Here is a 12167-nt window from a genome sequence, read left to right on the forward strand (position 1 = left end):
GCGGACACCGGCCCGGAGCGAGGAGGAGTCACCGTGACGGACGGGCTGTGGACGCTGGCGGAGGGCGTGGAGGCCGCGGTGCGCGAGGTCGGTGCGGGGCTGGCGGCACGCCGGTCCGCCGAGCCGGTCACGGCGCGGACCGTCGAGGAGGCGGCGGCCCGCTTCGCCGAGCTGGACGGCCCGGCGGCCGCCGCCCTGCGGGAGCGGCTGACGGCGCTGCGCCCCCGGGCCGGCTGGGTGTCCGAGGAACTGGACGGCCCGGTGCCCGCCGAGGGCGAGTGGTGGCTGTGCGACGCGACCGACGGAGCGGTGCAGTACCTGCTCGGGCAGCCGCACTGGGCGGTGACCGCCACGCTGGTGCGGGACGGCGCGGCGGTGCTGGCCGTGGTGCACGCCCCGGAGCAGGACGGCCGTACCTACCGGGCGGTGCTCGGCGGCGGGGCCGAGCTGGACGGGCGGCCGATCGCGCCCCTGGAACGGGAGTTGGCCGTCACCGTCGCCGCCACCAGCCAGCCGCCCCGGGTGGCCGCCAACCCGGTGGCGCTGCGCCGGGCCGGCGAGTCGCTGTCCGCGATGGCGGGCGCCGTCCTGGCGGTGCGCAACCTCGGCCCGACCGCGCTCCAGGTGGCCCAGGTCGGCTCCGGGCACCTGGCGCTGTTCTGGGAGTACGGCATGGACGCGGGCAACCTGCTGCCCGGCGCGCTGATCGCGCACGAGGCGGGCGCCACGGTGACGGACGCCGCCGGGGCGGCCTGGACGGCCGGCTCCGACGGCTTCCTCGCCGCCGCGCCCGGGCTGCACGCCCGGGCGCTGGAGGTGCTGCGGACGGTGCGGTGATCAGCCCCTCGGTTCGGGGCCCGCTTCGGACCCCGGTTCGGGTCGCGGTTCCGGTCGCGGCTCGGGTCGCGGCTCGGGTCGCGGCTCGGGTCCCGGTCCGAGTCCGAAGAGGGCGGCCGCGTTGTCGTGGCAGACCGCCCGCAGCCACTCCTCCCCCAGCCCCAGCCCGGCCAGCGCCTCCAGCTGGTGGACGTACCGGTAGGGGATGTTGGGGAAGTCGCTGCCGAGCAGGACGCGCTCCCGCAGCCCGCGCAGGCGCGGCAGTTCCGCGCGCGGGAACGGGACGTCGGCCTCGGCGAAGTCGGTGAACGCGATGGTGGTGTCCAGCCGGACGGCCGGGTGGCGCTCGGCCAGGTCGAGGAAGTCGCGGTACTCGGGCATCCCGAGGTGGGCGACCACCAGGACCAGGCCGGGGTGCCGCTCCAGCACCGCGCCGATCGGGCCGGGGCCGGTGAACTTGCCCGGCACCGGCCCGGACCCGCAGTGGGTGACCACCGGGGTGCCGGTCTCGGCGAGCAGCCCCCAGACCCCGTCCAGCAGCGGGTCCGCCGGGTCGTAGCCGCCGACCTGGAGGTGCGCCTTGAACACCCGGGCACCGTCCTCGATCGCCCGGGCCACGTAGCCGGGCGCCCCGGGCTCGGGGAAGAAGGTCGCGGTGTGCAGGCACTCCGGGGTGCGGGCGGCGAAGTCGGCGGCCCAGCCGTTCAGCCAGCCGGCCATGCCGGGCTTGTGCGGGTAGAGCATGGACGTGAACGCCCGGACGCCGAAGTCCCGCAGCCGCCGGACCCGTTGCTCCTCGGCCTCGCGGTAGGTGATCGGCCACGGGCGGTTCACCAGCGGGCCGGCCGCGTCGAAGTACGCCCACACCTTGTCGAGGACGTTCTTCGGCATGAAGTGGGTGTGCACGTCGATCAGCCCCGGCAGGCCGAGGCCCTGCCAGAACGCCCGGACGCCCTCCGCCTCCCGGTCGCCGTCCGCCTCCCGGTCGCTCACGCGATCACCGGGCGGGCGCGGTCGATGATCGCCCCGGTGTCGACGCCGGACGGCAGGGTGCCGAAGGCCGCGCCGTGGTCGCCGCCGAGCCGGCTCGCGCAGAACGCGTCGGCGACCGCCGGGCTGCCGTACCGGACCAGCAGCGAGCCCTGGAGGGCCAGCGCCATCGACTCGACCAGCCGACGGGTGCGGTACTCCAGGTCCCCCGGGTCGGTCAGCTCCTTGCGCAGCGCGGCGACGGCCGCGTCCAGCCGGCGGTCCGCGCCGGCGGCGGCGTCGAGTTCGCCGAGGAAGGCCTCGACGGTCTCCGGGCGCTTGGCCATGGCGCGCAGCGCGTCCAGGGCGGCGACGTTGCCGGAGCCCTCCCAGATCGACACCAGCGGCGCCTCCCGGTAGAGCCGGGGCATCCCGGACTCCTCCACGTAGCCGTTGCCGCCCAGGCACTCCAGCGCCTCGGCGGCGTGCGCCGGACCGCGCTTGCACACCCAGTACTTGGCCACCGCGAGGCCCAACCGCCGGACCAGCGCGTCGGTTTCGTCGCCGGCCAGGGCGCGGTCCGTGGCCCGGGCGAGCCGCATCGCGACGATCGTGGCCGCCTCGGACTCCACCACCAGGTCGGCGAGCACGTTGCGCATCAGCGGCTGGTCGACCAGCGCCTTGCCGAACGCCCGCCGGTGCAGGGCGTGGTGCACCGCCCGGGTGGCGCCGTAGCGCATGCCGGAGGCCGCGCCGACGGTGCAGTCCAGGCGGGTCATGTTGACCATCTCGATGATGGTCGGGACGCCCCGGCCCTCCTCGCCGACCAGCCAGCCGACCGCGCCGTCGTACTCCAGCTCGGCGGAGGCGTTGGACTTGTTGCCGAGCTTGTCCTTGAGCCGCATCAGCTGCAGGCGGTTGCGGCCGCCGTCCGGCAGGACGCGCGGCAGCGCGAAGCAGCTGAGGCCGCCCGGGGCCTGGGCGAGGGTCAGGAAGAGGTCGGACATCGGCGCCGAGGTGAACCACTTGTGGCCGGTGAGCCGGTAGGTGCCGTCGGCGTGCGGGGTGGCGGTGGTGGTGTTGGTGCGAACGTCCGAGCCGCCCTGCTTCTCGGTCATCGACATGCCGGCGATCAGCCCGCGCTTGGTACGCGGCTCGCGCAGCCCGTAGTCGTACTCCCGGGCGGCCAGCAGCGGCTCCAACTCGGCGGCCAGGGCCGGGTTGGCGCGCAGGGCCGGGACGGCGGCGTAGGTCATCGAGATCGGGCAGGTGTGGCCGGCCTCGACCTGGCCCCAGACGAAGAACCGGGCGGCGCGGGCGGAGTGGGCGCCGGGCCGCTCGTCGCGCCAGGGGGCGGCGTGCAGGCCGTACCCGACGGCGGTGCGCATCAGCTCGTGCCAGGCCGGGTGGAACTCGACCTCGTCGATCCGGTGGCCGAAGCGGTCGTGGGTGCGCAGCACCGGCGGGTTCTCGTTGGCCAGCCGGGCCCACTCGGCGGCCTGCTCGGAACCGGCCAGCCGGCCCAGCTCGCGCAGCTCGGGCTCGGCCCAGCCGGCGTCGGCCCGCTGGAGGGCGGCGAGCAGGGTGGGGTCGGCGGCGGTGTCGTGTCCGTACGGCAGGGGCACCTGGTTGGTGACCTCATGCGTAGCTGTCATCGCGTCCTCCCAGGGCACGCAGGGTGAAGGAGACCAGGGCGGGGACCACCGTGGTCTTGTCGCTCTGTTCGGGCTCGGCGGCTCCGGTCCCGGCGGCTCCGGTCTCGGCCGCTCCGGTCTCGGCCGCTCCGGGTGTGGCAGCTGCCCCGGACGCGGCTGTTCCGGGTACGGCTGTTCCGGGTGCGGCGGCGAGCGGGCCGGCCAGGGCCTCGCCGACCGCGCCGACCAGGGCGGCGGCGGTCAGCACCGGGTCCTGCTCGGGCAGTTCGCCGCTCGCCACGGCGGCGGCGATCTCGGTGGCGATCACGTCCCGGAACGCCCGCCGGAACACCAGTCGCTCCTCGTCCACGACCGCGTCGGCCGGCTCGACCAGCAGCGCGTACGCCAGCCGGGGCGCGCGCAGGGCGCGGGCGGCGAAGGTCTCGACCACGGCGGCGATCCGCCGCCTCGGGGTGTCCTGGCGGGCGACGGCGGCGTTGACCGCGTCGATCTCGTGCGTGACCACCCGGCGGAACAGCTGCACCGACAGCTCGGCCTTGCCGCTGAAGTGCTGGTAGAGGCTGCCGGTGGCGATCCCGGCGCGGTCCGCCACGGCGGCCATCGTGCAGCCGCCGTAGCCGCGCTCGGCGAGCAGGCCGACCGCCGACTGGAGCACCGCTTCGCGCTGGGCGTCCAGGCGGGCTTGTACGGCGGGCGTGCGTCGGTAGGCCATGCAAGCATTGAAGCACTGATTCACTGCTTCGGGGAGGGGCTGGGGCGGCCCGACCTTCCCGCCGGCGGGGCGCGGGGGACGTGCGGGCGCGGGGGCGCGGGACGACGCGAGGAGGCCGCCCCGGGCTCCGGGACGGCCTCCTCCTCATGCGTGGTGGTGCGACCTGCCTAGCGCGAGCGCGAGCGCTACAGCGGGCGGCGCTCCTGCTCCAGCCGCTGGCCCTCGACGTCCAGCGGGCCGAAGTCCGAGCCCGGCTGCGGCGTCTTGGCGAGCGAGCGGGCGGCGTTCGCGTCGCCCAGACCGGCCCACTCCAGCACCTTGGCGGTGGCCTCCGCCGACTGCGCGGCGGGCAGCTGCTCGATCTTCGAGCCGTGGTTGCCGCCGGGCACGGTGTAGACGTAGCTGTCCTCGCTGCCCCGGCCGAGGTGGAACGGCTTGGCACCCCACGGGTCGTTGCCGCCGTAGACGTACATGATCCGCTCACCCTCGCGCTTCACCCAGCGGTCGATGTCGGGCATCGCGTTCGGGTTGAAGACGGTCGGGATCTCCTTCGGCACGTAGCTGCGGACCGAGTAGAGCTCCTTGTAGTCGTAGTGCAGCACGTCCTTCAGGTGCGAGACGTCGAAGAACGGCGCACCCAGCTCGGTCGCGGCCTGGTAGTAGTACGCGGTGTACTTCGCCAGCGACTGGTCGCTGTTGCCGGTGATGCCGGACTGCGAGTCGAACCAGGCGTACAGCTCGTCGTCGGTCGCGGTCGCGGCGACCGGGACCTTGGCGCAGTCGGCCTCCAGGCTGTACTGCCAGAAGCCCCAGACCACGTCCAGCACGCCGGCCTCGTACGCGCGGTCCGGGGAGCCGAGGGTGTTGAAGGTGGAGCCGGACGCCTTGTTGTCGGCGACGTAGCGGGGCACCAGGCGGTCACGGCGCACCAGCAGCTCGCGCTGGGCGGCGTTCAGCCTCGCCCGGCACTCGGGGGTGCCGACGGTCCGGAAGAAGTCGCTGTACGCCTGGTAGTCGTTGACGTTCGTGTTGTTCGGCGCGACGTAGGCGATCGTGCCGGCCACGTCGTCCGGGTAGAAGCGGCGGAAGTAGGTGGAGGACATGCCGCCCTTGCTGGCGCCGGTGGACAGCCACTCCTCCTGGTAGATCCGCTTGAGCGCGGTCACCAGCCGGTGCGAGTCCGCGGCGCCCTGGCGGATGCCGGCCTTCGACCAGTCCGCCGGCTCCGGGCGGGAGGGGGTGAAGAACCGGTACTCGATGGACACCTGGTTGCCGTCCACCAGCCGGGTCGGCTCGGTGCGGGACGGGTTGGTGCCCAGCGTGTAGCCGTTGGTGTAGAAGACGGTCGGGCGGTCGTAGCCGCGGTGCAGCAGGCTGAAGCGCTGCTGGAAGGTGCCCAGCCAGGGCCGGAAGTGGTCGATCGGCTGGGTGTACGTGGCGACGAAGTAGCGGTGACCGGTGGTGGTCGGCTTCTCCTCGGTGATCGTCACGCCGGGGATCGCCGCCAGGCGGTCCTTGATGTCGGCGGTCGGGTCGTCGGCGGGGCTCCGGCCGTGGCGGGACCCCTTGCCCTGGTCACCCTGCGCCCCCTGGGCACCCTGCGCGCCCTGGCCGTCGGCGGCGGACGCCGGGCTCGCCAGGCCGCCGAGCGCGAGCAGCGGTATCAGCAGGGCGGAAGCCAGCAGCCTTCTCACGGTGGTGGTCATCAACTCTCCATCTGTTCAGCTGACATGATCGCCGCCCGCCGGTACGGCCGCGCGGCGCGGGTGGAGCGGATGGTGCGGGTGGAGCGCGGTGGAACTGGTGGAGCGGGGTGGAGCGGTGGCCGACTGGTGGACGGCCGGGTGGAGCGGGGTGGAGCGGTGGCCGACCGATGGACGGCCGAATGGGCCACCCGCCGTTCGCGGATGGCCCATCGGGGGAAAAGTGCTGGTCAGCGCGGTTGCCCTGGTGGCTTACGGGCGGGGCAGGGTGCAGCCGGCGAGGGTGAGGTCGAAGCGGTTGCCGACGGCGAAGCAGGCCGGGATCCCGTAGGTCTCCTGGGCGTAGCCGATGCCCGGACGGACCGTCACCGCGCCGTTCTGGTCCACCTCGCAGGGGTTGTCCAGGGTGCAGGTCTCGCCGCTCTCGTTGATCGTGTTGTTGACGGCGACCACCTGGCCGGTCGAGGCGTCGACCACCGGCGAGCCGGAGGTGCCGCCGATCACGTTGCAGGTGGAGGTGTAGCGGACCGAGTCCTTGAAGGTCCAGTCGGCTTCCTTCAGCCGGTAGGCGAAGCCGTCCACCGAGCAGGAGTAGATCTTCTTCCAGTAGCCGGAGACGACCTTGATCGAGGCGCCCTGGACCGGGTGGGTGGCGGCGATGGTCAACGGGGCTATGCCGTACCGGGACTGGATCGAGGCGTAGGTGGTGTTCAGCTGGTAGATCGACACGTCGGTGTCGGTCATCGCGCCGTAGACGATCTTGTTCGCGCGCAGCGTGGCGACACCGCTGCCGCTCCCGTTGAGCAGGGTGAAGGTCCGGCTGGAGGACCGGTTGAGGACCACCTCGCCCGGACCGGGCATGCCGGTCTCCAGGCAGTGGCCGTTGGAGAGTATGAGGGCCGGGTCGTTCGCGGTCGAGCCGGGCATCCGCACCAGCGAGCCGGAGCAGTTGCTGAGGGCGACCGTCCCGGCGAAGTTGACGGCGGTGACGGGCTTGGCGGCGGACTTGTCGGCGGAGGCCGCGGCCTGGGCCGGAGCGGCTCCGCCGAGGGCGGTGGCCCCGGCGACCAGGAGCGCGGCGACCGTGCCTATGAGCGGCTTGAGCGGCTTCTTCATGAGAGACCTCTCGGTGTGGGGGGATCCACTGGTGGGGGTGCACCAAAGCTGTCGCGGACATGACCCACTGTCAAGAGTCAAAGCAACACCAAGAACCGCCCAAGCCGCAATGACCGGTTATCGTCGCCACCCGGCCAACTCCCGGACGGTCAACCCGCCTGCCAGTGCTCCCGACCGAGACTGATCAGGCGCAGTTGGAGGCGCGCGGTGGCGGCGATCCGCCGCTCCCGGGCCGGGTCCGTCTCCAGCGCCTCCAGGAAGGCGGCGGCCGTGGAGACCATGTGGTCGACGTACAGCTCGGCGAGCATCCGCAGGTCCTGCTCGCTCCACCCCCGCGACTGCGGCTGCAGCGCCAGGGCGGCTCCCACCTCGGCGGCGAAGCGGCCGAGTTCGGCGTCGATCGCCTCGCGCACCCGCCGCACCCCGCCGTGCCGCTCGCGCGCCAGGAAGCGGACGTGCGGCCGGTGTTCGCGGACGTGCCGCTCGATCACGTCCACCGCGCGGTCGATCAGCTCCTCGGCGTCGCCGGCCTCGGCGAGCACCGAACGGATCATGACGTGCAGGCTGGCCAGCGACTCCTCGACCAGTGCCACCCCGAGGGCGGCGAGGTCCGGGAAGTGCCGGTAGAAGGCGGCCGGGGAGAGCCCCGCCTCGCGGGTGACCTCGCGGACGCCCAGGCTCGCCAGGTTCTGATCGGCCAACAGGTGCAGCCCGGCATCCAGCAAGGCCCGCCGACTCTGCTGCTTCTGGGCCTGCCTGGCCCCAACGGTGTGACTCACGCCATTCAGTAAACATTCGTTTGCCGAACTTGGCCAGCCGAGCGTAGAGTGGGGCCGAAGTCAGTGAACACTTGTCAACCGAAATCGGCGCAGTCCCAGCCGCAGCCGAAGGAGTCAGCCGTGATCCTGCTCTCCGCCCTGGTCGCCATGGGCATCCTGATCGGCACCGCCGCCCACACCTCGCTCCCGGTCTTCCTCGCCGCCTCCGCCGGCATCACCGCCTGGCTGCTCGCCTTCGGCGCCCGCGAGGGCATCGCCCGCCTCCGGCACCGCTGACCCGGCCGCTCCGCGGACCGCACCCGCGGCCACCCTCCAGAGAGGACCCGCACCACCATGAGCACCGTCACCGACCGTCTCGCCACCGGCCGCATCGCCACCGGCCGCCAAAACATTGACCGCCCGGAGCGCCAGGCCCAGCAGACTGCTCGTCAGACGACCGGCCGTCAGGGCACCGCCGAGGCCGACGGACTCGCTGTCGCCTCCTTCCTCCTCGGCCTGCCCGGCCTGCTGCTGTTCAACATCGTCCTCGGGCCGATCGCCATCACCCTGGCCACCCTGGCCCTGGTCCGCGGCACCAACCGGCGCGGCCGCGCCGTCCTCGGCCTGACCCTCGGCATCGCCTCGCTGGCGATCCTCGCCGTCACCACCGCCACCTCCCACGGGGTGCTCATCGACATCAGCTCCTGAACCGGCCCGACCCCAACTCCCCTTCCACTCCCACTTCCTGATCCCGCCTCCTGTCCTCAGCCCGCCTTCCGCTCGGCTCCCGATCCACCGTCCCGGCCCTGACCCGCCGGTGAACCACCGGTGAATCGCCGGGCTGACCTCGGCTCCTGAACCGACGGTTCGAACGACTGATCCCGTCAACCCGCCCCACTCCCCCCGCCCGCCACGTAGGGTGGGCCCCATTGGCCGGGCGACCTCAGGGGGCAGGAGTGACTACGGAGAACCGCAGCGAGGCACAGCCGGAACGGACCACCCCGACGGGTGGACGGCTGCTCGCCGTGAGCGATCTGCACATCTCCTACCAGGAGAACCGCGACCTGGTGGAGAAGCTCCAACCCTCCCACCCCGGGGACTGGCTGCTCGTCGCCGGTGACGTCGCCGAGATCACCACCAGCATCGAGTGGGCCCTCGGCCTGCTCGCCGAACGCTTCGCCCGCGTGGTGTGGGTGCCCGGCAACCACGAGCTGTGGACCCACCCCGAGGACCCGGTCCAGCTGCGCGGAGTGGCCCGCTACGAGCACCTGGTGGAACGCTGCCGCCGGCTCGGCGTGGTGACCCCCGAGGACCCGTACCCGGTCTGGGAGGGCCCCGGCGGACCCGTCCGCATCGCCCCGCTCTTCCTCCTCTACGACTACACCTTCCGCGCGCCGGGCACGACCACCAAGGAGGCCTCCCTGGCGGCCGCCTACGAGAGCGGCATCGTCTGCGCGGACGAGCGGATGCTCTACCCGGACCCGTTCCCGGACCGCGACTCCTGGTGCCGCGAGCGCGTCCGGCTGACCGAGAAGCGGCTGGCGGCCTGCGACCCGGACGTCCCGCTCGTCCTGGTCAACCACTACCCGTTGGTCCGTCAGCCCACCGAGATCCTCTGGTACCCCGAGTTCGCCCAGTGGTGCGGGACCGAGCTGACCGCCGACTGGCACACCCGGTTCAACACCGCGGCGATGATCTACGGACACCTCCACATCCCGCGCCGGACCACCTACGACGGCGTCCCGTTCACGGAGGTCTCGCTCGGCTACCCGCGCGAGTGGCGCAAGCGCGGACTGCCGGACCCGCTGCTGCGGGAGGTCTTCCCGCAGCAGGCGGGCTGAGCCTCCGGCCCACCGTCACGCGGCCGGGTTGCCGGCCCCCGGCGCCGCCGACGCCGTGGACCTCCACGGCGTCGGCGACCCGGTCGTCGGCCACCCGGGCGGCGGCGCCCCGTACGACGCCCAGGGCGGTCACTTGGCGCCGCCTCCTCCGGGGTCGCCCCGCGGCGGTTCGCTGAGCACGGCCCGCTTGGCGCGGTACTCCTCGGCGTCGATGTCGCCCTCGGCGTAGCGGCGGCCCAGGACGGCCAGCGGATGCTCCGCGACGGCCCCGGCTCCCGATCCGGGCCCGAACCCGGCCCTGGCGCCGTACCCGCAGCCGTGCCGCCGCCAGACCGTGCGGCGCAGGACCGCGATCACCAGGACCACCACGGCGATCCAGACCAGGGGGATCAGCAGGATCCACGGGCCCGGGCCGTGCCAGTCGGCCAGCTGGGTGTACATGGTGGTTCAACTCCTCGGTGGTGGGCTTCCAGCACCTCGGGCGGTTCCCGAGACACCTGAAGCGTCCCGCCGAAGAGCCTCATCGCGCGTCCTACCAGCAGCGGCAGTTGGGATACTCCCGGGAGAGTACGAACCACCCGCGACGCTCCGGCCCGGGAGCAGCCCGCGCCCCGACCGCCTCCGCACTCAGCCCAGCCAGCCCGGCCGCACCAGCCCCGACTCGTAGGCCAGCACCACCAGTTGCGCCCGGTCCCGCACCCCGAGCTTCACCATCGCCCGGCTGACGTGCGTCTTCGCCGTCAGCGGGCTGACCACCAGCCGCCGGGCGATCTCCTCGTTGGACAGCCCCATCCCGACCAGCGCCAGCACCTCGCGCTCCCGCTCGGTCAGCATCGAGATGTCCGAGAGCCCCTGCGGCACGGTCTCGGGCCGCTTCGACCGGGCGGCGAACTCGCCGATCAGCCGCCGGGTGACCCCCGGCGAGAGCAGCGCGTCCCCCGCGACGGCGACCCGGACCGCCCGCAGCAGGTCGGCCGGCTCGGTGTCCTTGACCAGGAAGCCCGCCGCCCCGGAGCGCAGCGCCTCGAAGACGTACTCGTCCAGCTCGAAGGTGGTCAGCACGACCACCCGCACGGAGGACAGCGCCGGGTCCTCGGCGATCCTCCTGGTCGCCTCCAGCCCGTCCATCCGCGGCATCCGGATGTCCATCAGCACGACGTCCGGCACGAGTTCGCGGGCGAGCCGGACCGCGGCCTCGCCGTCGTCCGCCTCGCCGACCACCGTGAGGTCGTCCTGGAGGTCCAGCAGGGCCCGGAAGCCCGCCCTGACCAGCAGTTGGTCATCCGCCAGCAGTACCCGAATCAATCGCTCTCCGCCTTCGGTGTCGGCAGCTCCGCCCGGACCCGGAAGCCGCCGTCGGGCAGCGGCCCCGCCGTGATGGTGCCACCGAACGCCGCCGCGCGTTCCCGCATCCCGACCAGCCCGCTGCCCGACCCGCCCGCGTCACCGGGCACCGCGGGCCCCGGGTCCTCCACCCGGACCACCAGCACGGCCCGGTCCGTCCAGTCCAGCACCACGACCGCCTGCCGGGCCGCCGAGTGCCGGACCACGTTGGTGAGCGCCTCCTGGACGATCCGGAAGGCGGTGAGGTCGACGGCGGCGGACAGCGCGCGCCGCTCGCCGCGCTCCTGCACCTCCGCCTCCAGGCCCACCCGGTCCGCCTGCTCGGTGAGTTCGTCCAGCCGGTCCAGCCCCGGGGCCGGCCCGCGCGGCGGCGCGCCGGGCCCGCGCAGCGTCGCGAGCACCTGGCGGACCTCGCCGAGCGCCTCCTTGCTGGTCGACTTGATGGTGACCAGCGCGCCGCGCGCCTCCTCCGGCCGCCGGTCGAGCAGCGCGAGCGCGACCCCGGCCTGGATGTTGATCAGCGACAGGCTGTGCGCCAGGATGTCGTGCAACTCCCGGGCCATCTTGAGCCGTTCCTCGTTGGCCCGGCGCTCCTCCAGCTGCTGTCGGTAGGCCCGGTGGGCGGCGATCCGCTCGCGCCGGAACCGGACCAGCTCGCCGCCCGCCATCACCAGCAGCAGCCAGGCCAGCAGCCCGAGCTCCTGCGGCCAGACGCTGCCGGACGGCGGGGCGGCGCGCTGCCAGCTCGCCGGCAGCACGAAGGCGCCCAGCAGGTGCACCAGGTAGACCCCGGCCGCGCCCGTCCAGGCCGCCCGGCGGTGCCCGGAGCCGATCGCCGCGCAGCAGGCGATCAGCCAGCTCACGAAGACCGGCCCGTACGGGTACCCGGCGGCCAGGTACCCGGCGGTGACCACCGAGGTGCCGGCCGCCACCGCGACCGGCCGGCGGCCGCGCAGCACCAGCAGGGCCGGCCCGAGCAGCAGCAGGAGGTAGCCGAGGGCGTCCAGCGGGACCCGCCCGTGCTGGCCGTGCGCGGCGACGGTCGAGCCGACCACCTGGATCGCCGCGACCGCCACCGCCGGCCCCAGGGCGTGGCCCACCGCGGCCGCGCGCGCCCACGGCGGGCGCGGCGGCTCGGGCGGCTCCCCCCGCGGCTGCTCCGCCACGGGCGGCTCGGTCGGCGGGGAGGTGGGCGGCATCATGCCCACAAGCTAGACCCGCGCCGCGCCCCC

At 73.8% G+C, this 12167-nt stretch carries 13 protein-coding genes; 4 read left to right on the forward strand and 9 right to left on the reverse strand.

Going from position 1 to position 12167, the window contains the following annotated elements; all coding sequences use genetic code 11:
- Positions 1 to 33: 33 nt before the first annotated feature.
- Positions 34 to 837, forward strand: coding sequence for an inositol monophosphatase family protein (locus ACFVU7_RS02625; protein ID WP_388043947.1), 804 nt, complete (start codon positions 34 to 36; stop codon positions 835 to 837).
- On the opposite strand, the gene ACFVU7_RS02630 is transcribed toward ACFVU7_RS02625, so the two are convergent.
- The 6 genes from ACFVU7_RS02630 to ACFVU7_RS02655 form a co-directional block, all read right to left on the reverse strand.
- Positions 838 to 1830, reverse strand: coding sequence for an amidohydrolase family protein (locus ACFVU7_RS02630; RefSeq protein WP_388043949.1), 993 nt, complete (start codon positions 1828 to 1830; stop codon positions 838 to 840).
- The gene (locus ACFVU7_RS02635; RefSeq protein WP_074000798.1) at positions 1827 to 3461 is read right to left on the reverse strand and encodes an acyl-CoA dehydrogenase family protein; all 1635 of its coding nucleotides are present in this window, start codon (positions 3459 to 3461) and stop codon (positions 1827 to 1829) included. The genes ACFVU7_RS02630 and ACFVU7_RS02635 overlap by 4 nt, the downstream gene beginning before the upstream one ends.
- Complete coding sequence (locus ACFVU7_RS02640; protein ID WP_074000797.1) at positions 3445 to 4173, reverse strand: TetR/AcrR family transcriptional regulator; 729 nt, start codon at positions 4171 to 4173, stop codon at positions 3445 to 3447. Before ACFVU7_RS02640 ends, ACFVU7_RS02635 begins: the two co-directional genes overlap by 17 nt.
- 185 nt (positions 4174 to 4358) lie before the next feature.
- A complete protein-coding gene (locus ACFVU7_RS02645; RefSeq protein WP_053112204.1) occupies positions 4359 to 5879 on the reverse strand; it encodes a S28 family serine protease in 1521 nt (506 codons plus the stop codon).
- A 249-nt stretch (positions 5880 to 6128) separates the two neighbouring features.
- Positions 6129 to 6992 carry a serine protease gene (locus tag ACFVU7_RS02650; protein ID WP_388043951.1) on the reverse strand — a complete coding sequence of 288 codons (864 nt, stop codon included), beginning with the start codon at positions 6990 to 6992 and terminating at the stop codon, positions 6129 to 6131.
- Positions 6993 to 7141: 149 nt separating this feature from the next.
- Positions 7142 to 7771: a TetR family transcriptional regulator gene (locus ACFVU7_RS02655; protein ID WP_049654505.1), complete on the reverse strand. Its 630-nt coding sequence runs from the start codon at positions 7769 to 7771 to the stop codon at positions 7142 to 7144.
- A gap of 120 nt (positions 7772 to 7891) precedes the next feature.
- Here ACFVU7_RS02655 and ACFVU7_RS02660 point away from each other — a divergent pair, with 120 nt between their 5' ends.
- The 3 genes from ACFVU7_RS02660 (at position 7892) to ACFVU7_RS02670 (ending at position 9591) form a co-directional block, all read left to right on the forward strand.
- On the forward strand, positions 7892 to 8047 hold the full coding sequence (locus ACFVU7_RS02660; protein ID WP_158077657.1) for a hypothetical protein: 156 nt from the start codon (positions 7892 to 7894) through the stop codon (positions 8045 to 8047).
- 57 nt (positions 8048 to 8104) lie between these two features.
- Positions 8105 to 8458 carry a DUF4190 domain-containing protein gene (locus ACFVU7_RS02665; RefSeq protein WP_388043953.1) on the forward strand — a complete coding sequence of 118 codons (354 nt, stop codon included), beginning with the start codon at positions 8105 to 8107 and terminating at the stop codon, positions 8456 to 8458.
- A gap of 248 nt (positions 8459 to 8706) precedes the next feature.
- Positions 8707 to 9591 carry a metallophosphoesterase gene (locus ACFVU7_RS02670; protein WP_074000793.1) on the forward strand — a complete coding sequence of 295 codons (885 nt, stop codon included), beginning with the start codon at positions 8707 to 8709 and terminating at the stop codon, positions 9589 to 9591.
- A gap of 129 nt (positions 9592 to 9720) precedes the next feature.
- Here ACFVU7_RS02670 and ACFVU7_RS02675 read toward each other — a convergent pair whose 3' ends face one another.
- The 3 genes from ACFVU7_RS02675 to ACFVU7_RS02685 all read right to left on the reverse strand — a co-directional run bounded on the left by ACFVU7_RS02675 (position 9721) and on the right by ACFVU7_RS02685 (position 12134).
- Positions 9721 to 10032, reverse strand: a complete 312-nt coding sequence (locus ACFVU7_RS02675) for an SHOCT domain-containing protein (RefSeq protein WP_117487545.1) — start codon at positions 10030 to 10032, stop codon at positions 9721 to 9723.
- A 186-nt stretch (positions 10033 to 10218) separates the two neighbouring features.
- Complete coding sequence (locus tag ACFVU7_RS02680) at positions 10219 to 10896, reverse strand: response regulator transcription factor (protein ID WP_074000791.1); 678 nt, start codon at positions 10894 to 10896, stop codon at positions 10219 to 10221.
- The gene (locus ACFVU7_RS02685; protein ID WP_388044176.1) at positions 10893 to 12134 is read right to left on the reverse strand and encodes a sensor histidine kinase; all 1242 of its coding nucleotides are present in this window, start codon (positions 12132 to 12134) and stop codon (positions 10893 to 10895) included. The genes ACFVU7_RS02680 and ACFVU7_RS02685 overlap by 4 nt, the downstream gene beginning before the upstream one ends.
- Positions 12135 to 12167 lie beyond the last annotated feature (33 nt).

Origin of the sequence: Kitasatospora sp. NPDC058046 (assembly GCF_042885595.1) — a bacterium.
Lineage (GTDB): Bacteria > Actinomycetota > Actinomycetes > Streptomycetales > Streptomycetaceae > Kitasatospora.